The organism is Staphylococcus sp. HMSC062A01, from assembly GCF_001836805.1.
GTDB classification, from domain to species: domain Bacteria; phylum Bacillota; class Bacilli; order Staphylococcales; family Staphylococcaceae; genus Staphylococcus; species Staphylococcus haemolyticus.
In genome coordinates, this window is the sequence record NZ_KV830645.1 from 31,131 (window position 1) to 57,628 (window position 26,498).

The 26,498-nt window shown below is 31.6% G+C and carries 22 protein-coding genes, 1 pseudogene and 1 other annotated feature; of the genes and pseudogenes, 18 read left to right on the top strand and 5 right to left on the bottom strand.

Annotated features, from left to right (window positions below; all coding sequences use genetic code 11):
- Positions 1–189: 189 nt before the first annotated feature.
- The gene (locus HMPREF2715_RS11305; RefSeq protein WP_070840137.1) at positions 190–1,017 is read left to right on the top strand and encodes an alpha/beta fold hydrolase; all 828 of its coding nucleotides are present in this window, start codon (positions 190–192) and stop codon (positions 1,015–1,017) included.
- A gap of 468 nt (positions 1,018–1,485) precedes the next feature.
- Entirely contained in the window at positions 1,486–1,887 is a 402-nt protein-coding gene (locus HMPREF2715_RS11310; protein ID WP_070581347.1) for a transcriptional regulator, SarA/Rot family, read from the top strand.
- A gap of 142 nt (positions 1,888–2,029) precedes the next feature.
- Here the strand turns inward: HMPREF2715_RS11310 and HMPREF2715_RS11315 are convergent, their stop codons facing one another.
- Positions 2,030–2,590, bottom strand: coding sequence for a tRNA 5-(aminomethyl)-2-thiouridylate-methyltransferase MnmM (locus tag HMPREF2715_RS11315; protein ID WP_053025167.1), 561 nt, complete (start codon positions 2,588–2,590; stop codon positions 2,030–2,032).
- Complete coding sequence (locus tag HMPREF2715_RS11320; protein WP_037552288.1) at positions 2,587–3,546, bottom strand: tRNA modification radical SAM protein MnmL/YtqA; 960 nt, start codon at positions 3,544–3,546, stop codon at positions 2,587–2,589. The genes HMPREF2715_RS11315 and HMPREF2715_RS11320 overlap by 4 nt, the downstream gene beginning before the upstream one ends.
- A 109-nt stretch (positions 3,547–3,655) precedes the next feature.
- On the opposite strand from HMPREF2715_RS11320, the gene HMPREF2715_RS11325 reads away from it, so the two are divergent.
- From HMPREF2715_RS11325 to HMPREF2715_RS11335, 3 genes are all read left to right on the top strand, one after another.
- Positions 3,656–4,843, top strand: coding sequence for an MDR family MFS transporter (locus tag HMPREF2715_RS11325; RefSeq protein WP_070840139.1), 1,188 nt, complete (start codon positions 3,656–3,658; stop codon positions 4,841–4,843).
- 68 nt (positions 4,844–4,911) lie between these two features.
- Positions 4,912–5,097, top strand: a binding site (T-box leader).
- A gap of 47 nt (positions 5,098–5,144) precedes the next feature.
- Entirely contained in the window at positions 5,145–7,559 is a 2,415-nt protein-coding gene (gene leuS, locus HMPREF2715_RS11330; protein WP_053025164.1) for a leucine--tRNA ligase, read from the top strand.
- 20 nt (positions 7,560–7,579) lie between these two features.
- Positions 7,580–7,891, top strand: coding sequence for a rhodanese-like domain-containing protein (locus HMPREF2715_RS11335; protein WP_037552296.1), 312 nt, complete (start codon positions 7,580–7,582; stop codon positions 7,889–7,891).
- Positions 7,892–7,986: 95 nt separating this feature from the next.
- Here the strand turns inward: HMPREF2715_RS11335 and HMPREF2715_RS11785 are convergent.
- Positions 7,987–9,536 (bottom strand): annotated as a pseudogene (locus HMPREF2715_RS11785) (IS3 family transposase); the annotation flags it as partial.
- Positions 9,537–9,763: 227 nt separating this feature from the next.
- Between HMPREF2715_RS11785 and HMPREF2715_RS11350 the strand changes: the two are divergent.
- Complete coding sequence (locus HMPREF2715_RS11350) at positions 9,764–13,039, top strand: SasC/FmtB family protein (protein ID WP_070840141.1); 3,276 nt, start codon at positions 9,764–9,766, stop codon at positions 13,037–13,039.
- A 93-nt stretch (positions 13,040–13,132) separates the two neighbouring features.
- Here HMPREF2715_RS11350 and HMPREF2715_RS11355 read toward each other — a convergent pair whose 3' ends face one another.
- The gene (locus HMPREF2715_RS11355; RefSeq protein ID WP_070840143.1) at positions 13,133–14,392 is read right to left on the bottom strand and encodes a BaiN/RdsA family NAD(P)/FAD-dependent oxidoreductase; all 1,260 of its coding nucleotides are present in this window, start codon (positions 14,390–14,392) and stop codon (positions 13,133–13,135) included.
- A 273-nt stretch (positions 14,393–14,665) separates the two neighbouring features.
- Here HMPREF2715_RS11355 and HMPREF2715_RS11360 point away from each other — a divergent pair, with 273 nt between their 5' ends.
- From HMPREF2715_RS11360 to HMPREF2715_RS11395, 8 genes are all read left to right on the top strand, one after another.
- Complete coding sequence (locus tag HMPREF2715_RS11360; protein WP_053025160.1) at positions 14,666–16,303, top strand: putative polysaccharide biosynthesis protein; 1,638 nt, start codon at positions 14,666–14,668, stop codon at positions 16,301–16,303.
- Positions 16,300–16,992 (top strand): pseudouridine synthase, encoded by a 693-nt coding sequence (locus tag HMPREF2715_RS11365; RefSeq protein WP_053025159.1) that lies wholly within the window; start codon positions 16,300–16,302, stop codon positions 16,990–16,992. Before HMPREF2715_RS11360 ends, HMPREF2715_RS11365 begins: the two co-directional genes overlap by 4 nt.
- Positions 16,993–17,012: 20 nt before the next feature.
- A complete protein-coding gene (locus HMPREF2715_RS11370; protein WP_037551086.1) occupies positions 17,013–17,438 on the top strand; it encodes a YtxH domain-containing protein in 426 nt (141 codons plus the stop codon).
- Between the two features lie 290 nt (positions 17,439–17,728).
- Positions 17,729–19,138 (top strand): Cys-Gly-3M3SH dipeptidase, encoded by a 1,410-nt coding sequence (gene pepV / locus HMPREF2715_RS11375; RefSeq protein WP_070840144.1) that lies wholly within the window; start codon positions 17,729–17,731, stop codon positions 19,136–19,138.
- A 3-nt stretch (positions 19,139–19,141) separates the two neighbouring features.
- Positions 19,142–19,990 (top strand): D-amino-acid transaminase, encoded by an 849-nt coding sequence (gene dat, locus HMPREF2715_RS11380; protein ID WP_053025157.1) that lies wholly within the window; start codon positions 19,142–19,144, stop codon positions 19,988–19,990.
- 455 nt (positions 19,991–20,445) lie between these two features.
- On the top strand, positions 20,446–21,237 hold the full coding sequence (locus tag HMPREF2715_RS11385) for a phosphotransferase family protein (protein WP_053025156.1): 792 nt from the start codon (positions 20,446–20,448) through the stop codon (positions 21,235–21,237).
- Positions 21,238–21,251: 14 nt separating this feature from the next.
- Complete coding sequence (gene trmB / locus HMPREF2715_RS11390) at positions 21,252–21,902, top strand: tRNA (guanosine(46)-N7)-methyltransferase TrmB (protein WP_037551081.1); 651 nt, start codon at positions 21,252–21,254, stop codon at positions 21,900–21,902.
- 246 nt (positions 21,903–22,148) lie between these two features.
- Positions 22,149–22,970, top strand: coding sequence for a YtnP family quorum-quenching lactonase (locus tag HMPREF2715_RS11395; RefSeq protein ID WP_070840146.1), 822 nt, complete (start codon positions 22,149–22,151; stop codon positions 22,968–22,970).
- Between the two features lie 120 nt (positions 22,971–23,090).
- Here HMPREF2715_RS11395 and HMPREF2715_RS11400 read toward each other — a convergent pair whose 3' ends face one another.
- Positions 23,091–23,408 (bottom strand): hypothetical protein, encoded by a 318-nt coding sequence (locus tag HMPREF2715_RS11400; protein WP_053025155.1) that lies wholly within the window; start codon positions 23,406–23,408, stop codon positions 23,091–23,093.
- Between the two features lie 86 nt (positions 23,409–23,494).
- On the opposite strand from HMPREF2715_RS11400, the gene HMPREF2715_RS11405 reads away from it, so the two are divergent.
- From HMPREF2715_RS11405 to ytpR, 4 genes are all read left to right on the top strand, one after another.
- Positions 23,495–24,574, top strand: coding sequence for a M42 family metallopeptidase (locus tag HMPREF2715_RS11405; protein WP_070581860.1), 1,080 nt, complete (start codon positions 23,495–23,497; stop codon positions 24,572–24,574).
- 5 nt (positions 24,575–24,579) lie between these two features.
- Positions 24,580–24,891 carry a thioredoxin family protein gene (locus tag HMPREF2715_RS11410; protein WP_070440099.1) on the top strand — a complete coding sequence of 104 codons (312 nt, stop codon included), beginning with the start codon at positions 24,580–24,582 and terminating at the stop codon, positions 24,889–24,891.
- A gap of 111 nt (positions 24,892–25,002) precedes the next feature.
- Entirely contained in the window at positions 25,003–25,860 is an 858-nt protein-coding gene (locus tag HMPREF2715_RS11415; protein ID WP_070581862.1) for a DUF1444 domain-containing protein, read from the top strand.
- Between the two features lie 21 nt (positions 25,861–25,881).
- Positions 25,882–26,478: a YtpR family tRNA-binding protein gene (ytpR, locus tag HMPREF2715_RS11420; protein ID WP_070581863.1), complete on the top strand. Its 597-nt coding sequence runs from the start codon at positions 25,882–25,884 to the stop codon at positions 26,476–26,478.
- Positions 26,479–26,498 lie beyond the last annotated feature (20 nt).

A 26,498-nucleotide genomic window follows, 5' to 3' on the forward strand; every position in this document is an offset into this window, starting at 1 on the left:
TAATAATAGTTTAGCATGAATAAGTGATTGTAGAAAGCGTTTTCAATTATCTGAATACTATAAAAAAGGTATAATTACAATATCGAACTAAAATTTGTAATCACTTTGTCTTTAAGATTTACACCAGTCCAAACCAATAATCTGATATAATACATTTATTGAAATATAAGTTAGAGAGGAATTATACATATGTGGAAATGGGAAACTGAACACGATGCTAAAGGTGTCGTAGTTATAGTGCATAACATTTTAGAACACACTGGCAGATATGCATACGTCATTACAATGTTAAGACGTAATGGCTATCACGTTATAATGGGTGATTTACCTGGTCAAGGTCAAACTTCTAGAGCAAACAAGGGACAAATTGAGCATTTTGATATCTATCATGAAACACTAATAGAATGGGTTAGAATTGCTAATGAATACAAGATTCCTACTTTTGTCATGGGTGTTGGACTAGGTGGATTAATATTATTAAATGTACTTGAAAAAACAGAATTACCTATCGAGGGTATGTTACTCCTTTCTCCATTGTTAGAATTTAAAAGAAATAATAAGACACGTAAAAATATGTTAATTTCAAATGTAGGTAAAGGTTCTAAGGACGCACGATTCAAATTAGGTATTGAAACTAAAGATTTAACGCGAAATGATGAAGTTATTGAAGAAACAAAACAAGATGGATTAATGTTAAGAAAAGTAACCTACAAGTGGTATAACATTGTGTTGGAAACAATGAAAGATACAATTCAACATTTCAAAGATATACAATCTATGCCAACGTTACTAATGTATGGAACGGAAGATAAATTATTGGAATTACGCTCATTCAATGAACTTAAAAATAATTTAAACACTAATGAATTTTATTTTAAAGTATGGGAAGGCTTCTATCATGAAATTCATAATGAACCTGAACGTGATCAAGTGATGCGTTACGTGTTGACGTTTTTAAATAATAGTGTGAATACAATGGGTTTTATAGTAAATGAAGAAGAAATCGAAGAAGTTTAAAAATCAGAGTGTGTGATGAAGTAATATTTCATGACTACAAAGCAAATTCGTCGTAATTGATCAAATTGAGAAACAATTTATAATACTTCTTCATTTCTAGTTATCTTTGAGGAGCTGGGACTAAGAATTCGATGAGAATTCTGTTCTGGCTCCTTTTTGATAAACAATTATATGTAATGCAATTGATTAATGCACAAAGGTAATTCAATATTTAGAAGTTAACATCTTTTAAATTAAAGTAAAAATATAACATAATGTAAATAGTATATGTTTTTAATTTTAATTATATTTAATTGAATTACCAATAAAAATTTAAAGTAATTTAACATAAGCTTTAATGTAAGTTAAATTTTTGGAGTTATTATAAATTGTTTAATTACAATGAGAATAATTGGGTAAATATATAATGATAGTTAATTCTATAATTATTTAATCGGGATGTGTACAATTATTTAGGGAGGGAGCAACATGAATAATCAAGCAGCCGAGAATGTTTCTATGATTTTGCAGCTTGAAGAAGTGTGTAAAGAAATCAATTCGATTTTTAAAGTAATTTATGAAACTTATGATTTGACCAAAGAAGAGGTTCTCATTTTACTAACTTTATGGGACAAAGGGTCCATGACGTTAAAAGAAATGGATAGTTATGTTAATATTAAATCGTATAAACGTACACGTACACATAACAAACTTGTTCAATCTGAATGGATATTTAAAGAGAGACCATTAGATGATGAACGAACTGTAATTATTCATTTTAATAAAGAGAAGCAAGAACTTAAAGATGAACTACTAAATTTCATTACTTCTACTATTAAGAAACGATATGAAATACTTGAAAATAGTCTAAACTCATTAATGCGTATTTGATCGATTTGATGTTTTTGTTTATATTGTTTTGAATATAATTTAGAGAGATTTTTCGACAAAACAATCCACTCCATAATTAAACTATGGAGTGGATTTTATATATTATTTAAAATTATGTCAGAGATGATGTATGACGTTAGGTTTAGCGTTTCTCAATCGCACATATAAATGGCGCATGATTCACTTGGTTCATAAATTGATATTTAAGAATATGAGCTTTCTCTTGATCAAAATGTTCTAAGAAATCTAATAAAGCATCTCGTTCAATTTGTCCTTCAGCATGCCCATGGTATATAACTAATACAATAATACCTTCAACACTTAAATAATCAAAAATGTTATTAATTGCTTTTATTGTAGTTTCAGGTCTCGTAACAATTGATTTATCACCCTTAGGTAAGTAGCCAAGGTTAAATATCGCTGCATCTATTTGACCTTTAAATTTAATGTCAATGTGATTCTTAATGTTTTCATGACCATCACGAATTAATGTTACATTATGATATTCTTTCACTTTTTCGAAAGTTAACTGAATTGCTGAGTCTTGTATATCTAAACCAAAAACATGACCATTTGGAACCTGTTGTGCAAGAAACAACGTGTCATTACCATTCCCACAAGTAGCATCAATGACAATACTATCTTGTTTAATATGATCTTTTATTAACGTTTTTGAAAAGGGGAGAATACGTTCTAATTTCATGAGTTAACCTTTACCTCAGATGTATAATGTTTACCCTGATAGGAGTTGCGTCGTGCTAATTCATCATCAATTTCATTTAAAACTTCCCATTTATTAACACTCCACATAGGACCAATCATTAAATCAATTGGACCATCTCCAGTAATTCGATGAATAATCATTTCAGGTGGTAAAATTTCTAATTGATCGCATACTAGATTGGTATAGTCTTCTTGAGACATAAACTCAAGCATTCCTTTTTCATATTGTTTAACCATTGGTGTCCCTTTTAATAAATGAAGTAAATGAATTTTAATGCCTTGAACATCCATTTGAGCTACTTCACGTGCAGTTTCCATCATCATTTGATAGTCTTCACCAGGTAAGCCATTAATAATATGAGTACACACATTAATGTTTTGTTTTCTTAATTTAGCAACGCCTTCATAATAAGTTTGCATATCATGAGCACGGTTAATTAAGTCTGAAGTTTCTTGATGTACAGTTTGTAAACCTAATTCTACCCATAAATAAGTACGTTCATTTAACTCGGCTAAGTATTCTACTACATCATCAGGTAAACAATCTGGTCTGGTTGCTATAGATAAACCTACAACACCTTCTTCTTTTAAGACAGGCTCATACTTTTCTTTTAATACTTCTACTGGTGCATGCGTATTCGTGAAAGCTTGGAAATAGGCAATATATTTACCCTCACTCCATTTTTCATGCATTCTATCTTTAATTTGTTGAAATTGAACTTCAATTGGATCAGCTCTGTTACCAGCAAAGTCACCGCTACCTGCGGCTGAACAGAATGTGCATCCACCATGTGCAACTGTGCCATCTCGGTTAGGACAGTCAAATCCACCATCAAGTGCTACTTTGAAAATCTTTTGACCAAATTTATTTTTTAAATGGTAATTCCATGTATGATATCGTTTATTTTCAAAGGCATACGGGAAATAGTTACCCATAACACATTTTCCTTTCTATCTAACTTAGTTCTAAGTAAAGATTTTAACATACTTTAATGTTATAGTGTTTAATGTAGTTCAACAAAAATATAAAGAGGGGACTAAAAATATGAATATACCTAGATCAGTATGGTGGCTAGTTATAGGCATGGCGCTAAATATAACTGGCTCTAGCTTTTTATGGCCTTTAAACACAATTTATATGAAAGAAGAGCTTGGTAAGAGCCTGACTATTGCTGCGATTGTTCTAATGGTTAATTCATTCGGAATGGTAGTCGGAAATTTACTAGGAGGTTCATTATTTGATAAATTAGGTGGTTATCGAACAATTATGATCGGTACCGTTACATGTTTAATCAGTACTACGCTTTTAAACTTCTTCCATGGATGGCCATGGTATGCTGTTTGGTTAGTATTGTTAGGTTTTGGTGGCGGAATGATAGTTCCCGCGATATATGCAATGGCTGGTGCAGTTTGGCCTAACGGGGGGAGAACGACTTTCAATGCAATATACTTAGCTCAAAATATTGGTGTAGCAACCGGTGCAGCTATGGGTGGTTTCGTTGCGGAATTAAGCTTTAATTATATTTTCTTAGCAAACTTGATTATGTACGTCTTGTTTGGAATTATAGCGATAACTCAATTTAATCTTGAATATCATGCTAAAATCAGAACACCTGATAGTCTAGATATCCATAGCAAAGAGAATAAAAAACGTTTCATTGCACTCTTACTACTGTGTGTAATGTTTGCTATTTGTTGGATTGCTTACATTCAATGGGAAACTACAATTGCATCATTCACTCAAGAATTAAATATTTCTATGTCGCAATACAGTATATTATGGACAGTGAATGGTATTATGATTTTAGTTGCTCAACCGTTAATAAGACCAGCAATTATTTTATTAAAAGGTAATTTAAAATATCAAATGTTAGTTGGTATTTTAATTTTTATGCTTTCATTCTTTGTAACTAGTTTTGCCGAACAATTTACTGTATTTTTAATAGGAATGATTATATTAACTTTTGGTGAAATGTTTGTTTGGCCAGCAGTACCAACTATAGTTAATTATTTAGCACCAGAAGGAAAACAAGGTCAATATCAAGGTGTCGTAAATTCAGCTTCAACTGTTGGTAAAGCATTTGGGCCATTAATAGGTGGGGTATTAGTTGATACCTTTAATATGAGTGCGATGTTCATTGGCATCATGTTCTTATTAATTGTAGGGATTATTTTCCTTTCAATCTTTGATAAAGGGCTGCCAAAAGGAAAACAATCGCGACAATCAAGATAGAAGTTTTATTTATACATGAGTTTAAACAAAATAGTAACTACCACTTGCAATTAGTGCTTGAATCTCATAATATTAAAATGTATTGGAGTAGTAACTTAAGTACTTTTCATCAGAGAGCTAGTGGTGGTGAGAACTAGTGTTAAGAATTAAGTGAACTTACCGTTATTCGATTAAATTATAAACATCTCTTACTATTATAAAGTGCACAATTTTTGTGAATTAGGGTGGTACCGCGGCTAAAAGTCGTCCCTTTAATAAATAATAGTTTGAGGTGTTTTTTTATTTATAGGAGGAAAAAGATTTGGGATATAATCACAAGGAAATTGAGAAAAGATGGCAAAATTATTGGGCAGACAACAAAACGTTTAAAACGAGTGATAATCTAGGACAAAAGAAATTTTATGCATTAGATATGTTCCCTTATCCATCTGGAGCAGGTTTACACGTAGGGCATCCAGAAGGTTACACAGCTACTGATATTGTGTCTAGATATAAACGTATGCAAGGTTATAATGTACTTCATCCAATGGGATGGGATGCTTTTGGATTACCTGCTGAACAATATGCATTAGATACTGGTAATGATCCTAGGGGATTTACAAAGCAAAATATTCAAACTTTTAAACGTCAAATACAAGAATTAGGTTTCAGTTATGATTGGGATAGAGAGGTAAATACTACTGACCCTGAATATTACAAATGGACACAATGGATTTTTATCCAACTGTATAATAAAGGTTTAGCCTATGTAGATGAAGTTGCTGTCAACTGGTGTCCAGCGTTAGGAACTGTTCTATCTAATGAAGAAGTTGTTGATGGAGTTTCTGAACGTGGAGGACATCCAGTATATAGACGACCTATGAAGCAATGGGTATTAAAAATTACAGAATATGCTGACCGATTATTAGAAGATTTAGATGAACTTGACTGGCCAGAATCTATTAAAGACATGCAACGTAATTGGATTGGACGTTCAGAAGGTGCGCGTGTTTCTTTTAAAATTGAAAATGAAGATGCTAGTATTGATGTGTTTACAACGAGACCAGATACAATTTACGGTACAACTTTCTTAGTATTAAGTCCGGAACATGATCTCGTAAATGTTATTACTTCTGAAGATAAATTAGAAGAAGTAAAAAAATATCAAGAAGACGCATCTAAAAAATCTGACCTTGAACGAACAGATTTAGCCAAAGATAAATCAGGTGTCTTCACAGGTGCTTATGCTATAAATCCACTATCAGGTGAGCAATTACCAATTTGGATTGCGGATTATGTACTTTCTAGCTATGGTACAGGCGCAGTCATGGCTGTGCCCGCGCATGATGAACGTGATCACGAGTTTGCAACTAAATTTGATTTACCTATTATCGAAGTCATTGAAGGCGGCAATGTGCAAAAAGAGGCATATACTGGTAAAGGTCAACATGTTAACTCAGGAGAACTTAATGGTTTAGATAATGAAGCGGCTATTGCTAAAGCAATTGAATTACTAGAAACGAATGGTGCTGGAGAGAAAAAAGTAAATTATAAATTAAGAGATTGGCTATTCAGCAGACAACGTTATTGGGGTGAACCAATACCAGTTATTCATTGGGAAGATGGTACTATGACTACAGTTCCAGAAGAAGAGTTACCACTTTTACTACCAGAAACTGATGAGATTAAACCTTCTGGTACAGGTGAATCTCCATTAGCTAATATCGATGAGTTTGTGAATGTTGTTGATGAAAAGACAGGCATGAAGGGTCGTCGTGAAACTAATACTATGCCACAATGGGCAGGAAGTTGCTGGTATTACTTAAGATATATCGATCCTCATAATAGTAATATGTTAGCTGACCCAGAAAAATTAAAACACTGGTTACCAGTAGATTTATACATTGGTGGGGTAGAACATGCTGTACTTCACTTACTGTATGCTAGATTCTGGCACAAAGTTCTTTACGATTTAGGAGTAGTACCTACTAAAGAGCCGTTCCAAAAATTATTTAATCAAGGTATGATACTTGGTGAAGGTAACGAGAAAATGAGTAAGTCTAAAGGCAACGTAGTTAATCCAGATGATATTGTAGATTCACACGGTGCTGATACATTGCGATTATATGAAATGTTTATGGGACCATTAGATGCAGCTATTGCCTGGAGTGAAAATGGTCTTGATGGTTCAAGACGTTTCTTAGACCGTGTTTGGAGACTATTCATCAATGAAGACGGTTCATTATCAAATAAAATAGTTGAAAATAAGGATAATGGATTAGATAAAGTTTATAATCAAACTGTTAAAAAAGTTACAGAAGACTTCAACACATTAAACTTTAATACTGCGATAAGTCAATTAATGGTATTTATTAATGATTGCTATAAAGCAGAAACGATTTATCAACCATATGCTGAAGGCTTTGTAAAAATGCTGGCTCCAATTGCGCCACATATTGGTGAGGAATTATGGAACCGTTTAGGTAATGAAGACACTATTACTTATCAACCATGGCCAACATATGATGAATCATTACTTGTAGATTCAGAGGTTGAAATTGTAGTACAAGTGAACGGCAAAGTAAGAGCAAAATTAAATATTCCTAAAGATACTTCTAAAGATGAAATGGAAACATTAGCATTACAAGATGAAAATGTTAAACTATCGATTGAGGGTAAAGACATTAAAAAAGTAATTGCAGTCCCTCAAAAACTTGTTAACATCGTTGCAAAATAATAATATAAGGAGTTTTAATAATGGAATCTATTACAGTAGATCAATTAAAAGAAAAAGTATTAGAATCTAATCCAGTGAATATTGTGGACGTTCGTACAGATGAAGAAACTGCAATGGGAGTCATTCCTGGAGCTAAAACAATTCCTATGGATCAAATTCCTGACAACTTAAATCATTTTAATAAAAGTGAAACATATTATATTATTTGTGCCGCAGGAATGCGTAGTGCAAAAGTTGTAAAATATTTAGAAGATCAAGGTGTACATGCTATTAATGTTGAAGGTGGCATGAATGAGTGGGGTACTGAAGGTACAGTTATTGATAGCATCTAATTAACATTAAGAGGCTGTGAACTGCACCCAGTCAAGTAGACAATTAAATAATTAAAATGAATGGTTGATTTTGTTTTTAGACAAAATCGGCCATTTTTTAATGTAATTCTTTCTGTATTAAAGAAATGAATGTATTTTTCTATTTGTTGCTTTGCCTCTTCAACATTATTAAAAATAAATCGTTTGTTGCCTTTGAAAATCTCACTTTTAATCGTCCCCCAAACCCATACCATAGGACCATTATCTATACATCTACTAACACGAGACATACTATGAAACATACCGTTTTGTTCTAACTTATATTTAAATAACTTGGAAGTATACTGAAAACCACAGTCACTATGAAACAACATACCTTTGGTATTTTGAACTTGTTGGACTGCTTTCTCCAATGTGCTGAAAACTAACATATTATTATTAGATAAGTCTAGTTCATAGCTAACAATTCGCTTAGTCCCTAGATCATAAATAGCACTTAGATAAATTTTACGACCATCTTTGATTTTAAATTCTGTGACATCTGTTAACCAAGTTGTATTCGGTGATGCAACTTCAAATTGGCGATTGAGTATATTGACTGCTGTAATTTGTGGTGTTGAACGACGGTAAGGTTTGCGCTTAAATCGTATTACTGCAGCTAATTTGAGTGTTTTCATCAAACGGTAAACACGTTTGTAATTTACTTTTTTATTTAAATATTTTCTAATATAGATATAAACACGGCGATATCCATATATGCCCTTATATTTATGATAAATGGTTTCAATGTTTTGTTTAAGTTGTTCATTGTCCATTTCTCGTTTAGTAGGTTTACGATGGCACCACTTATAATAACTTGACCTAGAAATACCTAATACATGACATAATTGTCGAATCGGATATTGATTCTTTAACGTTTCGCTTGTTTTGTACGACGTGATTTGTTGTCTTTACGAATCATCTCCCTTTCTAATTAGTTGTACTTTTTTAAAACATTATTTTCCATTTCTAGTAATCGATTACGTTCTTTTAATACTCTGATTTCTGCTTCTTTTTGCTCTTCTGATGTCAATATAGATTGCGGTTTGCCTTTGCCACGGCCATCTACTAATCCATCACTTCCATTAGCTTGATATTTTTGGACCCACTGATAAATTTGGCCGTATGTGATATTAAAGTGTTCTGCAACTTCTCTATAAGATTGTTTGTGATTTAAGTAATATTCAACAATTGCGACACGTTCTTCGAATGTGGTTTGTCTTGCTTTCATGATATACACCTCAGATTTAGGAGATTGTTTTTTAATCTCTTTTCCTTCAGTATCTATTTTTATCCAACTTTTAACTTGTGTCGAACTACGAATATTGTGTTTTATGGCGAGATCTTGAGCGGATTGATTTGAATTAAAACATTCATTTACAATTTTTAATTTCAAATCCTTGGGATAATGATTGTACTGAGCTTTTGGAAGTAGTGTTTCAATCCCATGAGTTTTATAATACTTGTATTTTGGATATAAAGTATTGATATTAATATCTATTTTTAATGTATCGATTAAATACTGGAATGAAACACCTTTTTCATATTCTTGAAACATATATAGTAGTAAGTCTACATCTACTTTAGGATGGCTTGGCATAAAAAAGCTCCCTTCAAAGTTTTTCATTTTTTCAATGTCTACTTTGAAGGGAGCATATCACTGACTAATATGTCAGTCTCTTTTTTTGCGATCATATTTTATAATATTTTTAAAAGAATAATTAAATATACACTAGCGTACAATAATCAATAGTGATAGAATAATTTCGTAAGTGGTCAAATAGTGTACAGACTATATTTTGACTAATTCATTAAATCAAAGACATCAAGATTAGACTACAAGGAGGATATTTAATGAATCTATTTAAAAAACAAAAATTCAGTATACGTAAATTTACAGTTGGGACGTTCTCAACAGTGATTGCTACTCTAGTATTTATCACTCACACAGGACATGCAGCTGGATTAGATGAGCATAGTCAATTAGCTCAACCAAAAATTACTGAATCAAAAAATACGGAAAACTTAAATCAACATCAACCAGATGCTATTAAAGATTCATCTAAAAGTGAATCTAAGACAGATGATAATACTACTTTAAATAGAGAGGCTGTTAGTGAGACTACTGAAGTTCCAAATAAAACTCAAACTACAAATAGCGCAGAAAATATAAATAGCACTGAAATATCTGACAAAGATAAAGATAATAATGTTGATACAAATCAACCAATTCTAGAGAATAATAAATCCAATAAGGATAGTAAAGCGACAACAGTTCACAAACGAGCGAAACGTGATGCTAATGATGTAACTTCAAATACTCAAACACAACAAGACCCAATGGCTATTAATGAAACAAACTCAGGTCAAGTCGTTAACGGTAACTTTACTGATACATCTAACGGAGCTGAAATTCCAACAGCAAATACAGAATCTGCAATGGATGAAGCAAGTAAGATTCCTGGATGGAAAGTAGTCAATAGCCAACAAACACAAATACCATTAGTATGGGGACCAAAAGTCTTACCATCATACACTTATATCACATTCGATAAGACTAATAATAAAATTGGTGCTGTATTATCTAAGTATAGCGATAATTTATCTTACGGAAGACCAGATAATAGTGTAGGACCGATATATCAAGATATCGATGTTACACCTGGTTCTGAATTACAATTTCATTACTTAGGTTCCTCAATAGGTAATATTTCTGGGTTTAATAGTGCACGCATGTATATATATGATGCTAATAATCCATCAACATTATTGTATAAAGGTACGCCTAAAACAAGTAACCAAGCTTTCGGTATTTTTAAAGGTGTTTTTAATGTACCTGAAAACATTTCAAGAATCAGATTACAATTTGAGTCTTTAGTGAATGTCAGTCATGACACTTATAATGGACATCGTTTACTTAAAGGTCCTAATAACTTTGGTGGTGGTGTAGTTGCGGATGTTTCTGTTAATACTGGTGCTTATTTAACAGTGAGTGCAGTTCAAACTGAATACCAAGCTAACTCTACATCTGATAGTTCACCTGTTGTAAATGCTAAATTAAATGTTTCTATTGAGAACAAAGGTCACTCTAGTTCTAACAAAACACAATATAAAGTTGTATTACCTGAAGGGGTGACTTTTGTCTCAGCTGAGAATGCAACTGGTACATTTAATGAAGGTACTAGAGAACTTACGCTTAATATTAATCCAATAGATACTGGTACTACTCGAAATATTTCTTATACTGTATCAATACCTACTACAGTTCCAATTAAAAAGGATTTTAATGCGAATCTAATTTATCAAACTGAAGGTATTAACATGAACCGTAAAAATGGTTCAAGAGACTTTTCTGTGCAAACACCTGGTGACAACAACTACTTAAGATATGGTGGTAATAATGAATTTATTATTACTGAGAGTGATCAAAGACAAGGTAGTACAATAGCTCCAACGCAATCTGTAACTGTCAATATGTATAAAGATGCCATTAATAGTAAAATAAGTGAAATTGAAACTGAACTTGGTCAGGTTAATCAAAGTAATTATTCTACAGAAGCATGGAACAATCTACAAACAGCACTCACAAGTGCAAAGGCTGTAAAAAATGAAACAGATGCTACACCATTAACCGATAGAAAGAACCAAGCAGAAATCAATAACTTATTATTAAACTTAGAGAAAGCAAAAGCTAAATTTGATATAGATAAAGCAGCTAAAGCTAGAGAAAGTGTTATCAATAGTAATACTGAAGCTACAACTGAAGAAAAACAAGCTGCTTTAACCAAATTACAAAATAAATATAACGAGAATAAAGCTGAAATTGATAAATTAACTATTAGTAATGATATCGCTCCACTAAAAGAAAGCAGTATCTCTCAAATCAATTCAATTAATGTAACCGCTACTAAAAAAGCTGAAGCTAAACAAGCAATTGAAGCGGCTTTAACCCAACGTAAAGTATACATTGACGGTCATTATGATGCGACACAAGAAGAAAAAGAGGTAGCAATGAATAAAGCTACTGAAGAAGCAAATAAAGCGAAAGCGGCGATAGACCAAGCGACAAATAACGCTAGCGTAGATAATGCAAAATCAAATGGCGTAGAAGCAATCAATCACGTCCAACCGACGGTTGTTAAAAAAGATGAAGCAAAAACAGCGATTGATAATGTAGCACAAGCGAAGAAAGCGGAAATTGATCAAACACCAAATGCGACAGATGAGGAGAAAGCAGAGGCAAAAGCGAAAGTTGATGAAGCAGCAAATAATGCGAAAGCGTCAATAGACCAAGCGAGAAATAACAATGATGTAGATACTGCAAAAACAAATGGCGTAGAAGCAATTAATCACGTCCAACCAACGGTTGTTAAGAAAGACGAAGCAAAAACAGCGATTGATAATGCAGCACAAGCGAAGAAAGCAGAAATCGATCAAACGCCAAATGCGACAGAAGAAGAAAAAGCAGCAGCGAAAGCGAAAGTCGATGAAGCAGTTAAAATTGCGAAAGAAAATATTGATAAATCTTTAAACAATAACGAAGTCGACGAGTCTTTAAATAAAGGTGAATTGAAAATTAAAAATGTTCAAACTACAGTTATTGCGAAAGAAAAAGCGATCAAACATCTTATGGATTTTGCAACAAAACAAAAAGCAAAAATTGATTCAAATCAATTTGCAACTGATGAAGAGAAATCGACTGCGAAACATAAGATTGATCAAATTATAAATAAAGCTTACGCAGCAATCAAAAAAGCAAAAAGTAATAGTGAAGTAAATAATATTGATGATAAATATAGTAAGTTAATTTCAGAAACAAATACTATAGCTAAAGCTAAACATGATACTCTATTAAAGCAAATTGTTGAAGAAAAAGAGGTTAAACTTAATAATATTAAATTTAATATTGTAAAAAGTACTGAAAAAGTGAATGAAATACAAAAAGAAGAATCTAAAAATAAAAAAGAAAAAGTAAATTATAAATTAGAAGTAACTAAGTTTAATGGAAGCTCACAATTGCCTAATACAGGTGTGAATATGACATCTAACGTCGTACCATTAACTCAACTATCCTTAATAAGTGGATTATTCTTGCTATTAATATCAAAACGAAGAAAAAATGCTAAATAAGATTGAATTGCACTATTTTTGACAATCAAATTAAAGATTAATAGAACTTCCTTCAAACATTTTGAATACCAATATGTTTGAAGGAAGTTCTTTTTATTCTATTTGAAATATGGCTGCTTCATTTCCCGCTACATGGCCGGTAACTAAAGCACTTGTGATATTATATCCTCCAGTATAACCGTGAATATCTAAGACTTCACCACATAAAAATAGTCCTGGTTGAATTTTAGACATCATTGTTTTAGGCAAAATTTCTTTTAAACTTACACCACCACCAGTTACAAACGCTTTATCAATTGGTAGTGTCCCATTAACTTCAAAAGTAAACGCTTTAAAGCATTCAACTAATTGTTTAAGTTGCTGATTTGATAAATGATGAAAAGTAGTATTTTCATCAATTTGAGCTTGTTTTAGCATAAATAGAAGATACCTTTCTTCTATTAACCCTCTCAAACTATTTTTTATATATTTGTCAGGTTCTTCACTTAAGATGGATGTTATCTTCTCTTCTAGTAGATGATTTTTAAATTCTGGAAACACATCTAATTGCATTTTAATCTCTTTTTTCTTTTGGTTTTTTTGTTCTTTATAAACAAATTGACTACATCTTAGCGCTGCAGGACCACTTATACCAAAGTGAGTGAATATCATATCCATTTTATGACTTATTCTTTTTTTACCATTTTTCTTAAGTACAGATAATTCTATGTCTTTTAGGCTTAAACCTTTAAGTTCTTTAGATTTAATAAAGGACTCTGCTGAAGTTATAGGGACTTCAGTAGGGAAGAGTTCAGTGATACTATGTCCTAATTTTTTAGCAAACTTATAGCCATCACCCGTTGAACCTGTTTGAGGGACACTAGTTCCACCAGTTGCAATAATGACACTTTTACTTAAAAAAATACCTTTATCAGTTATAACGTTAAAAGTCCCGTTATCTTCTACGTTAATATCATTGACGATAGTTTCCTCTTTTATGTCAACTTTATTTTGTTTTATGGTATTTACAAGTGTATCAACTACATCTTGAGATTTATTTGTGACAGGGAACATACGGCCATGGTCTTCTTCTTTTAATTTGACGCCTCTGGATTCAAAGAAGTTGATTATCGATTCATTATCAAATACTGAAAAGGGGCTATATAAAAATTTTCCATTACCAGGGATATTTTTTATTATTTCTGCGTAAGGTAAACGATTTGTAACATTGCATCTACCACCACCTGAAATTTTAAGTTTTCTACCCAGACCTTTTTTCTTCTCTAATAAGAGTACATTTTGACTTTGTTCTGATGCAGCAACCGCTGCCATAAGCCCACTAGGTCCACCACCTATAATAATCGTTTGATACATAGAGTAACCTCCATTTGTTAATCATAGTTCTCTTATTATAAATTAAAATACGTTTGAATTCTCAATAAATTTAGTTATAATTTAAGATTGGTTCATCATTAATTAATTATATATCTTGATTTATTATGCGTTTAAACTTAAATTTAGTAAAACTATTAAAGTAATTAGTAAACAATTAGTATTTTGTGATATATTTTATAGTAATGCAAGCCCTTAAAAATTACAGGTTTTAAATTAAATAATTTGATTATTAAAAAGGCAGGAAGATTAAATATGAGTGAAAATAAGGAAATGGTAAGAGGTACCTTTCTTATTACATTAAGTATTCTTATTACTAAAATTTTAGGTGTACTTTTTGTAATTCCTTTTTATGCCATTATGGGTGCAAATGCGGAAGAAAAGTTAGCACCATTCAACTATGCTTATGTTCCATATAATATTGCAATTGCTGTAGCAACCGCAGGCATACCGTTAGCTGCTTCAAAATTTGTAGCTAAATATAATGCCTTAGGTGCGTATAAAGTCGGACAAAAATTGTATAAATCGAGTTTTATAGTGATGTCCATTTCTGGAATAATTGGATTTTTAATATTATTCTTCTTAGCACCAGACATTGCTGCTTTAACGTTAGGACGTAAAGAAGGCAAAGGCGGTTGGACAATCGATGATATCACATGGATTATCCGAGTTATTAGTATGGTAGTTATGTTTATACCATTACTTGCTACTTGGCGTGGAGTATTTCAAGGTTATGAATCTATGGGTCCTACAGCAGTTTCAGAAGTAACAGAACAAATTGCTAGAATAGTTTTTATTCTTATAGGTAGTTTTTTAGTATTAAATGTTTTTCATGGTTCTTATCTACAAGCAAATGGTATAGCAACATTTGCAGCTGCTATAGGTGCAATTGCTGGTTTGTTAACGCTTTGGTATTACTGGCGTAGACGTAAACCTCATATTCAAAAAATGGTTGCTTCTGATCATACCGGTTTGGACGTGCCATACACAAAAATGTATAAGGAAATTATTTCATATAGTATTCCATTTGTTATTGTGAGTTTGAATTTTCCTTTATTTAATTTAGTGGATCAATTTACACATAATAATGCATTAGATGCAGCAGGGTTTCATGCGAATAAGGACTATTTCTTTACAATTTTAAACTTTACAACAAATAAAATTGTTATGATCCCAACATCTTTAGCTGCTGGATTTGCTGTTAGTTTAATACCATTTATTACCAAAACTTTTGCAGAGGGTCGCTTAAATGAAATGCATCGCCAAATTAAAACTTCAATTGGTGTATTGATGTATATAACAGTTCCGGCAAGTCTAGGTATAATGGCATTGTCTTCACCGTTATATACAGTATTTTATCAATACAATCCAGATGGTAATAAAATATTATTTTATTATGCGCCTGTTGCAATATTAATTTCTTTATTGAGTGTTACTGCCTCAATGTTACAAGGAATAAACAAACAAAAATTAACAGTTTTTGTAATTTTAGGCTCAGTATTTGTTAAATTAATCTTAAATATTCCTTTAATTATGATATTCCATACATCAGGAGCTGTTTTAAGTACTGCAATCGCATTAACGGTTGCCAATGTTGCAAACTTAATGATTTTAAAAGTTTATGCCAAGTTCCACTTTACTGATACATTGGTTCAAGTTGCTAAAATTTTCATTTATAGTTTAATCATGATGATAAGTGTTGAAGTAGTCTACTTCTTACTAAGCTTATTTATTTCTGTAGATCGAAAATCTGGTGCATTTATAATACTAATTATAGGGGTTATAGTTGGTGGACTGATTTATGGAACAATTACAATCAAGAACAGATTAGCTGATGAGTTTTTAGGGGATTTACCTGGTAAGATTCGTCGTAAAGTTGGATTCCTAAAATGAGATTAGATAAATTTTTAGCAAACATGGGTGTTGGAACGCGTACTGAAGTTAAACAACTTTTAAAAAAAGGAAAGGTCACAGTTAATACTTCAGTCGAGAAGTCACCTAAATCTTATATTAACCCCACAGAAGATATGGTTTGTGTAAATGAAAAGCAAGTTGAGTTCGTTAATAATGTTTATATTATGCTAAATAAGCCAAAAGGTTATATTTCAGCCACACACGATGAATCAAATCGAACAGTAATTGATTTAATTCCGGAATACCAACATCTAAATATCTTTCCAGTTGGAAGGCTAGACAAGGATACTGAAGGTTTACTACTCATTACAAATGATGGTCAATTTAGTCATGATTTAATGAGTCCCTCTAAACATGTTTCTAAGACATATGAAGTGACATCGCAAAATCCCGTTACTAAAGCTGATATTGACGCATTTAAGAGAGGTATCATCCTTTCTGACGGTCCAGTCAAACCAGCACAATTAACTAGAATAAATGAAACTACATCACAGGTTACAATTTATGAAGGTAAATATCATCAAGTTAAAAGGATGTTTCACGCCATTGAAAATGAGGTATTAGAATTAAAACGTCTTAAAATCGCTAAGTTGGCGTTAGATGAAAATCTCAAATCTGGAGAGTATAAGTTACTTTCAGATAAAGAATTAAAACTTTTACAGCATTAACAAAGGAGAAGGTGTTTAATATGGCTAAAACTACAGGTTTATTTAGAATAATTGCTGGTGTTGGCGCTGCAGCTGCAGCAGTAGTATTATCTCGAAAAGAAAGTAGAGATAAATTAAAAGAACAATATAATAAATATAAAGAAGATCCAGAGGGATACAAAGAAAGCGCAAGAGGCTTAGCAAGTCAATTAAGTTCTAAAGCTAATGAAACAATTCAAGAAGTTAAAAATAATCCTCAAGACTATGCTAATCGTTTAAAAAATGATCCAAAATCATTTTTAGAAGAAGAAAAATCAAAATTTACTAATTTAGATGCTAATAAAGAAGATTCATTAGAAGAAGGTAAATTTGATGATGAAGGTGGCGCAACTGTTAATAACAATTTAAGAGTTGTCACTGAAGAAGACTTAAAGAAAAATAATAATGCATTAGAAGATAAAGATTAATCTTGATTTTATCTAAGATGTTTTTGAACCTGAACATTGAAAAATGTATTAGGTTCTTTTTTATTTAATAAGAAGATACATTTGAAAACAAGTAACTATAATTATTACTAAACATGCTAACGTACAATCTTGTTAAATATAACTCCATATAAGGGTGTCAAATGTATAAATTTAATATAGTTAATAATATTTTTTATAAAATCTATAAATATTCTGACATCTTACTGTAATTTATCTCCATAGTTATGTAAAATAAAATGTATATCTATTGAAAAGGAAGTTGATCTCGAATGTGGAAAGAAAAAGTTCAAGAATATGAAGGTCAAATTATCGATGATTTGAAAGGTCTACTTTCAATTGAGAGTGTCAGAGATGATTCAAAAGCATCTGATGAAACTCCAGTTGGTCCTGGACCACGACAAGCACTCGATTATATGTACGAAATTGCACAAAGAGATGGTTTTTCTACCCATGATGTAGATCACATTGCAGGCAGAATTGAAGCGGGCAAGGGTGACGATGTATTAGGCGTTTTATGCCACGTTGACGTTGTACCCGCCGGAGATGGTTGGGATTCAGACCCATTTAACCCAGTTGTAACTGATGATGCAATTATTGCTAGAGGTACGTTAGATGATAAAGGTCCTACAATAGCTGCTTATTATGCAGTTAAAATTTTAAATGATATGAAAGTTGATTGGAAGAAACGCATTCATATCATTATAGGTACGGATGAAGAATCCGATTGGAGATGTACTGAAAGATATTTCCAAACTGAAGAAATGCCTACATTAGGATTTGCACCAGATGCAGAATTTCCAGCTATTCATGGTGAAAAAGGTATAACAACTTTCGATTTAGTCCAAAATAGCACTTCTGAAGACCAAGATGAACCAGATTATGAATTAATATCGTTTGAATCTGGACAACGTTATAATATGGTGCCAGATCATGCACAAGCTAGAGTATTTGTAAAAGAAAATATGACAGACGTTGTACAACATTTTGAACACTACTTAGACCAAAATAAATTACAGGGTGAGAGTGTTGTTGATAGTGGTGAGTTAATTTTAACGCTAGAAGGTAAAGCTGTTCATGGTATGGACCCTTCATTAGGAGTTAATGCCGGTTTATATTTATTAGATTTCTTATCAACATTAAATTTAAATCAAACGGCAAGAGAGTTTGTATACTTTAGTAATCGTTATCTTCATGAATCACACTTTGGTGAGAAAATGGGTATGAAATTCCATACAGACGTCATGGGTGATGTAACAACAAATGTTGGTATAATTTCTTACGACAATAAACAAGGTGGACGTTTTGGCATAAACTTACGCTATCCTCAAAAATTTGAGTTTGAAGAAGCAATACAACGATTTACAAAAGAAATTAAAGCATATGGATTTGACCTTGAATTAGGAAAAGTTCAACAACCTCATTTTGTAGACAAAAATGATCCATTTGTACAAAAATTAGTTAAAGCTTATAGAAATCAAACTGGTGATATGTCTGAACCATATACAATAGGTGGAGGAACATATGCTAGAAATCTTGATAAAGGTGTAGCGTTTGGGGCTATGTTTGAAGATTCAGAGGATTTAATGCATCAAAAGAATGAGTATATTACTAAAAAGCAATTGTTCAACGCGACAAGTATCTATTTAGAAGCAATTTATTCGCTATGTGTGGAGGGATAATCTATGACAAAAGTTTTTATTAACGGCGAATTTATCGACCAAAATGAAGCTAAAGTATCTTATGAAGACCGTGGTTATTTATTTGGTGATGGGATTTATGAATACATTAGAGCATATGATGGGAAATTATTTACAGTAACAGAACACTTTGAACGATTTATTAGAAGTGCAAGTGAAATTCAATTAGATTTAGGCTATACTGTCGAAGAATTAATAAATGTAGTTAGAGAATTATTAAAAGTAAATAATATTCAAAATGGTGGTATCTATATTCAAGCTACGCGTGGTGTAGCACCAAGAAATCACTCGTTCCCAACTCCAGAAGTAAAGCCGGTTATTATGGCATTTGCTAAAAGTTATGATCGTCCATATGATGATTTAAAAAATGGTATTAATGCAGCTACTGTTGAAGATATTAGATGGTTACGTTGTGATATTAAAAGTTTAAACCTTCTAGGAAATGTGCTTGCAAAGGAATATGCGGTTAAATACAATGCTGGTGAAGCAATTCAACATAGAGGGGAAACTGTTACAGAAGGCGCTTCTAGTAATGTATATGCGATTAAAGATGGTGCCATTTATACGCATCCTGTTAATAATTACATTTTAAATGGTATTACTCGTAAGGTTATTAAATGGATTTCTGAAGATGAAGATATTCCTTTTAAAGAAGAAACATTTACTGTTGAATTCTTAAAAAATGCTGATGAAGTCATTGTTTCTAGTACATCTGCTGAAGTGACACCAGTTGTTAAGATTGATGGTGAACAAGTTGGTGACGGTAAGGTAGGTCCTGTTACTCGTCAATTACAAGAAGGCTTTAATAAATATATTGAATCTAGAAGTAGTTAATTCATTAAAATAATTAAATTGAAGAGCGTACTAATTCTTAAAAGATAGAATTATAGTACGTTCTTTTTTATTTTTCAGTGTGAATAAATTAAATGAATTAAATTAAAAATACTCAGTTTAAAGATATGAAAATGTGTTATAATGAAACCTAAAGATTGAATCGAATTTTAGCTAGTATCGACTAGTAAAATGTATCTTTTTGTTTCTCATTTTCAGTTGAAAAAGAAGGCTAAAAATTATAAAATCAACATTGAGTGATAAAAGAGACGTATTTATTTAAATAAGTGTTAGGGGACAATAACATATTATTTAAAATTATGACTTATATGTAAAAACATAACTATTTTGAAATATATAATCTTTTTTCCAACAAATGATTATAATAAATTAGAATATATGGCTCTTGAAAACTATATTTCTCGAGCCATTTTCTAATTGAAAGTGAGGTGAACGAGTTGGAGCAGTTTTATCAATTAGGGTGGACACTTGATTCTGCAGGTGGCGCTTCAGGTGAAGCATACATGGCTGAACAAGATGGACAAAAGCTATTTTTAAAGCGTAATTCTAATCCATTTATAGCAGCGCTCTCAGCTGAGGGGATTGTACCTAAATTGGTTTGGACTAAACGTATTGAAACAGGTGAAGTAGTTACAGCGCAACATTGGAAAAATGGCAGAGAACTAGAAACTGATGAAATGTATCAATCACGAGTTGCTGCATTATTAAAAAAGATTCATGGTTCAAAACCTTTACTCAATATGCTTAAACGAATGGAAATGGAACCAATCACACCTAATATTATGTTAAAAAAGATTAATGCTTCATTATCAAGAGAAGTATTAACACATCATATTATTCGCAAATCATTAACATATTTAGAAGAACACATACCTAACCTAGATTCTCGCTTTTTTACTGTTGTACACGGAGATGTGAATCATAATAATTGGTTATTATCTGATCGGGATGAGTTGTTCTTAGTAGATTGGGAAGGTGCAATGATTGCTGATCCTGCAATTGATATTGGAATGCTGCTTTATAACTACGTTCCCGAAAAAAACTGGTCAGACTGGTTTAAAACATACGGTGTAGAAGAGAGCATTGAATTAAACAAGCGTATGAAATGGTATACGGTAATTCAATCAATCGGAATGGTTCAGTGGTATGAAGAACAGAAAAGATTTAAAGATATGAATAATTGGTTAAAATTCTTAAATGAGGTTATGAATAGTAATTTATTTATCTAAGGGAGATTTCGTGTATGAGAGTTCGCTATAAACCATGGGCGGAAGATTATTTGAAAGAACATCCTAATTTAGTTGATATGGATGGGGTGCATGCTGGAAAAATGTCAGAGTGGTTTGATAAAGAGCAACCGATTTATATAGAAATTGGATCTGGTATGGGGCAATTTATAACAACACTAGCTTCTAAATTCCCAGAAATAAACTTTGTTTCTATGGAACGTGAAAAAAGTGTAATGTATAAAGTGTTGGATAAAGTGAAGGAACTAAACCTGACAAATTTAAAAATGATATGTAATGACGCTATAGAGTTAAATGAGTATTTTAATGATGGTGAAGTCTCTCGAATCTATTTAAATTTCTCAGATCCTTGGCCAAAAAAAAGGCACGCTAAACGTCGATTGACATATCATACTTTTTTAGCTTTATATCAACAAATTTTAAAAGAAGATGGAGAAATTCATTTTAAAACGGATAATAGAGGTTTATTCGCTTTCAGTTTAGAAAGTATGTCGCAATATGGGATGTACTTTACGAAGTTAAATCTAAATCTACATGACGAAGATGATGAAGATAATATTTTGACAGAATATGAAAAGAAATTTTCTGAAAAAGGTTCTAGAATTTATCGTATGGAAGCGAAATTTCATAAATCTATTAAACATTAGTTAGTAAAATTTCAATAATAAGTACTATTGAAATAATATATTACAAATATTAAATTAGTGATAGAATAGTGAAATTAACAACAATAAAATATACTCAGTTCTAATCACCCTACTGGAGTGGTACAATGATTCATTATGAATGATGTACCACTCCTGTTTATTTATTTTTAAAGTGGTTATTGTATTGTAAGTTAGATTGATATCTGAACACTTGATAGATAAAAAGACAAATGGAAGGTGTTTAATATGAAGTTAGGCGCATTTAACATCAATTATTTAAATGGTGGTATGACGCAAATGGATGGTGGGGCCATATTTGGAGTAGTTCCTAAACCATTATGGACTAAACGATATGCTGTTAATGAGAAAAACCAAGTTCCAAATTTAACTTACCCAATTTTAATTCAAACAGGGGATAAAAATATTTTGATTGATGCTGGAATTGGTAATCATAAATTAACTGATAAACAACTTAAAAATTATGGTGTCATGTATGAAAGTCAAATACAAGATGAACTAGAAAAATTAAATTTAAATGTTGAAGATATAGATATGGTACTTATGTCCCATATGCATTTTGATCATGCCACAGGTCTAACAGATGTTGACGGCAACTCAATTTTTTCGAAAGCTACTCATTTTGTGCAACAAGACGAGTGGCATGAATTTATAAGCCCTAACATACGTAGTAAGGCAACTTATTGGGAAATCAATAGAGGTACTTATGAAAATAAATTAATACTTTTTGATAAAGAGGTTGAAGTTTATCCAGGCATTCATATGAAGCATGTGGGTGGTCATAGTTATGGACAATCAATTATTACGATTGAAAGTGAAGGAGAGAGAGCTGTCCATATGTCTGATATTATGCCTACGAATGCACATATTAATCCATTATGGGTTATGGCATATGACGATTATCCAATGCAATCCATTCGAGAAAAAGAAAGATTAATTCCCTATTACATTTATCAAGATTATTGGTTCTTGTATTATCATGATAATGTATTCTTCGCGGCTCAGTATGAACTTGATGGCAAAACAATCAAGCAGTCAATTAAGCGTTAATGATTGACTAGTGAAATGTTGGATTTAGGCTTGCTTTAATAATTGAAATTACATGTAAAGTAAAAAATGGTAAGGGGAGTGGGCATACTTTAATTCCAACTCCTCTTACCATTTACTTTATTATAATTCTATAATATTAATGATTTCTCCTGATTTAGCATCCGCATAAAATATATATTCAACTTGCTGATTATTCTTACTTTGAGTTATGCCACCTTGAAAGATTAATCTGTTTGGATATAAATTGTCATCTACATACGGCTCATGAAGAATAAATGAACCTTTAATATTCATAAAGTAAGATTTGGCTTCTTTCAGAACATTACTAGGATTTTGGATTTTATTATTTTCTCTAAGAAAATAGATAAATATAATAGTAGCAACACTTGTAAGTAAAGCAACTGAAATTGAGATGTATTTATAAGTTTGACGTGTCATAATCTTTACCTCTCTATTAATAGTTCTTATCATTAGTGTACCATATTCAAAATGATATAATACATTTAAGGAGTGTGTTAGTTAAGATGGACAAGAAAAAAACATTAGAGCGAATTAAAGCTTTAAGTGAATTACATGGTGCGCCAGGTTTTGAAGAAGACGTACGAAATTATATGAAAAAAGAAATGGCACCATATGTTGATGAATTTATTGTAAATCATATGGGTGGTTTCTATGGAGTCAAAAAATCTAAAAAAGCTAATGCCAAGAGGGTAATGATAGCTGCACATATGGATGAGATTGGATTTATGATTACAAATATAACAACAAATGGTATGTTACAGTTTACCAATCTTGGAGGAGTAGCAAATGATATATGGCAGGGTCAACGCCTTCAAGTTAAAACCAGAAATGGAGACATTATTGTAGGGATTGTTTCTAATATACCTAAACACTTTAGAACTGGAAATGAAGCGGTACCTGAAATCAAAGATTTGTTGTTAGATATAGGTGCAAGTTCTGATAAAGAAGTAAGGGAATTAGGTATTCAAATAGGAGATACAATAGTTCCAAATACTGAATTGACGCAGTTATCTGAATATCGATATAGTGCAAAAGCATGGGATAATCGATATGGTTGTGTCATTGCAATTGAAATACTAGAATTGTTGAGTGATGTAGAATTGGATGTCGATTTATATGTTGGTGCTAACGTTCAAGAAGAAGTAGGATTACGTGGTGCTAAGCCAGCTGCTGAATTAATTCAGCCTGATGTTGCTTTGGTTGTAGATTGTTCACCTGCGAATGATATTAAAGGTGTAAACCAATTATCAGGTGAATTAGGAGGTGGAACATTAATCCGTATTAAAGACGGCACTATGATTCTACAACCAGAATTTAGAGATTATCTAATTAAGTTAGCTGAAGACAATCATATAAAATATCAATACTACATATCTCCGGGCGGTACAGATGGTGGAGAAATACACAAAGCTAATATTGGTATTCCAACTGCAGTAATTGGTGTTTGTGCTAGATATATTCATAGTACGAATGCAGTTTTTGATATTAGAGATTACTATTCTGCAAGACAGCTACTTGAACAAGTTATATTAAATTTAAATATAGAACAAATTAACAAATTACAATTCCAAGATAAGGAGTAGATTAAATGATAAAATTAGAATCTGAATCTCAATTTAATTCACTTAAGAAAGAAAACACAGTATTTGAATTTACAGCAGGTTGGTGCCCTGACTGTCGTATTATTGAACCTGATTTACCTCGATTAGAAGAGAAGTATAAACATTTTAATTTTGTTTCAGTTGATAGAGATGAATTTATAGATTTAGCTATTGAAAATGATATTATGGGTATCCCAAGCTTTTTAGTGTATAAAAATGATGAATTAGTAGGTAGTTATATTGGAAAAGAACGAAAATCTATTGAACAAATTGATGAATTCTTGAGTAAATATGTTTAATTAAAAAGTAATTTAAAAAATAGAAGAATTTAAACTCTAACTTATTTTTTCTGTAATTGACTACAAATTTATTGTAAAATAGCATTAGGTGTGAATATAGGAGTGTTAAACATGAATGTTTTTCAAATAAGAGATAAATTAAAACAACGTTTAGCGCATCTAAATGTTGATTTTAAATTTGATCGCGAAGAGGAAACATTACGTATATATAGACAAGACAATTATAAAGGTGTAACAATCAATTTAAACGCTATTGTCGCTAAATATGAAGTCCAAAAAGAGAAAATAATAGATGAAATTGTTTATTATGTCGAAGAAGCAATCGCTCAAATGGATGATGAAAGCATTGAAAAAATGACTAACATCCAGATTATGCCTGTCATACGTGCTACAAGCTTTGATAAAAAAACAAAAGAAGGTCATCGTTTTATCATTGAAAAGCATACAGCTGAAACCAATATTTATTACGCACTTGATTTAGGTAAATCTTACCGACTAATTGATGAAAGTATGTTGGAGTCACTTGGTTTAACTGAACAACAAGTTAAAGAAATGTCATTATTCAACATACGTAAACTCAAAAATGAATATAAAACAGATGAAGTTAAAGGAAACATTTTCTATTTTGTAAATTCAAATGATGGGTACGATGCTAGTCGTATCTTGAATACGAAATTTTTAGATGATATCTATCAACAGTGTCAAGGTGAAATGTTAGTAGCTGTTCCACATCAAGATGTCTTAATTATTGCTGATATACGTAATAAAACTGGTTATGATGTGATGGCTCATTTGACAATGGAATTCTTCACTAAGGGATTAGTTCCAATCACATCATTATCATTTGGTTATGAAAAAGGACATTTTGAACCTATATTCATTTTGGGTAAAAATAATAAACAAAAGCGAGATCCAAATGTTATTCAACGATTAGAAGCAAATCGTAAAAGATTTAACAATAAAAAATAATTGATATAGAGGAGATTTCAAATGAATTTATTTTACAATAAAGATGGAGTAGGGGATGTAGCTTTTCTACAAATAGAACCTACTGATGGACCGTTTGAATTTAAAAAACAAGGCGATATTGTTGAAATTAGTAAAGAAGGAACAATAGTCGGTTTCAATATATTTGAATTTTCAAGGTATAACAAAATAAGTGGAAACGGACATATTAAATTAACTTCTGAACTAGTGGATGCGCTTCAGAAAGCCATAAATAAATCAGGATTAGACTATCAATTAAATGCAGATCTATCTCCTAAGTTTGTAGTTGGATATGTTGAAACTAAAGAAAAACACCCAGATGCTGATAAATTAAGTGTTTTAAAAGTAAATGTTGGTAATGAGCATTTACAAATCGTATGTGGTGCACCAAATGTTGAGGCAGGCCAAAAGGTGGTTGTCGCAAAAGTAGGAGCAGTAATGCCAAGTGGTATGGTTATTAAAGATGCTGAATTACGTGGTGTAGCTTCTAGTGGAATGATTTGTTCCATGAAAGAATTAAATTTACCAAATGCACCTCAAGAAAAAGGTATAATGGTATTAGGTAATGACTATGAAATTGGTCAAGCATTTTTCGATTAATATAGGAAGGAAGTGAATTT

Coding starts and splice junctions, on each gene's coding strand:
- HMPREF2715_RS11305 (WP_070840137.1), top strand. CDS start 190: ATGTGGAAATGGGAAACTGAACACGATGCTAAAGGTGTCGTAGTTATA.
- HMPREF2715_RS11310 (WP_070581347.1), top strand. CDS start 1,486: ATGAATAATCAAGCAGCCGAGAATGTTTCTATGATTTTGCAGCTTGAA.
- HMPREF2715_RS11315 (WP_053025167.1), bottom strand. CDS start 2,590: ATGAAATTAGAACGTATTCTCCCCTTTTCAAAAACGTTAATAAAAGAT.
- HMPREF2715_RS11320 (WP_037552288.1), bottom strand. CDS start 3,546: ATGGGTAACTATTTCCCGTATGCCTTTGAAAATAAACGATATCATACA.
- HMPREF2715_RS11325 (WP_070840139.1), top strand. CDS start 3,656: ATGAATATACCTAGATCAGTATGGTGGCTAGTTATAGGCATGGCGCTA.
- HMPREF2715_RS11335 (WP_037552296.1), top strand. CDS start 7,580: ATGGAATCTATTACAGTAGATCAATTAAAAGAAAAAGTATTAGAATCT.
- HMPREF2715_RS11350 (WP_070840141.1), top strand. CDS start 9,764: ATGAATCTATTTAAAAAACAAAAATTCAGTATACGTAAATTTACAGTT.
- HMPREF2715_RS11355 (WP_070840143.1), bottom strand. CDS start 14,392: ATGTATCAAACGATTATTATAGGTGGTGGACCTAGTGGGCTTATGGCA.
- HMPREF2715_RS11360 (WP_053025160.1), top strand. CDS start 14,666: ATGAGTGAAAATAAGGAAATGGTAAGAGGTACCTTTCTTATTACATTA.
- HMPREF2715_RS11365 (WP_053025159.1), top strand. CDS start 16,300: ATGAGATTAGATAAATTTTTAGCAAACATGGGTGTTGGAACGCGTACT.
- HMPREF2715_RS11370 (WP_037551086.1), top strand. CDS start 17,013: ATGGCTAAAACTACAGGTTTATTTAGAATAATTGCTGGTGTTGGCGCT.
- pepV (WP_070840144.1), top strand. CDS start 17,729: ATGTGGAAAGAAAAAGTTCAAGAATATGAAGGTCAAATTATCGATGAT.
- dat (WP_053025157.1), top strand. CDS start 19,142: ATGACAAAAGTTTTTATTAACGGCGAATTTATCGACCAAAATGAAGCT.
- trmB (WP_037551081.1), top strand. CDS start 21,252: ATGAGAGTTCGCTATAAACCATGGGCGGAAGATTATTTGAAAGAACAT.
- HMPREF2715_RS11395 (WP_070840146.1), top strand. CDS start 22,149: ATGAAGTTAGGCGCATTTAACATCAATTATTTAAATGGTGGTATGACG.
- HMPREF2715_RS11400 (WP_053025155.1), bottom strand. CDS start 23,408: ATGACACGTCAAACTTATAAATACATCTCAATTTCAGTTGCTTTACTT.
- HMPREF2715_RS11405 (WP_070581860.1), top strand. CDS start 23,495: ATGGACAAGAAAAAAACATTAGAGCGAATTAAAGCTTTAAGTGAATTA.
- HMPREF2715_RS11410 (WP_070440099.1), top strand. CDS start 24,580: ATGATAAAATTAGAATCTGAATCTCAATTTAATTCACTTAAGAAAGAA.
- HMPREF2715_RS11415 (WP_070581862.1), top strand. CDS start 25,003: ATGAATGTTTTTCAAATAAGAGATAAATTAAAACAACGTTTAGCGCAT.
- ytpR (WP_070581863.1), top strand. CDS start 25,882: ATGAATTTATTTTACAATAAAGATGGAGTAGGGGATGTAGCTTTTCTA.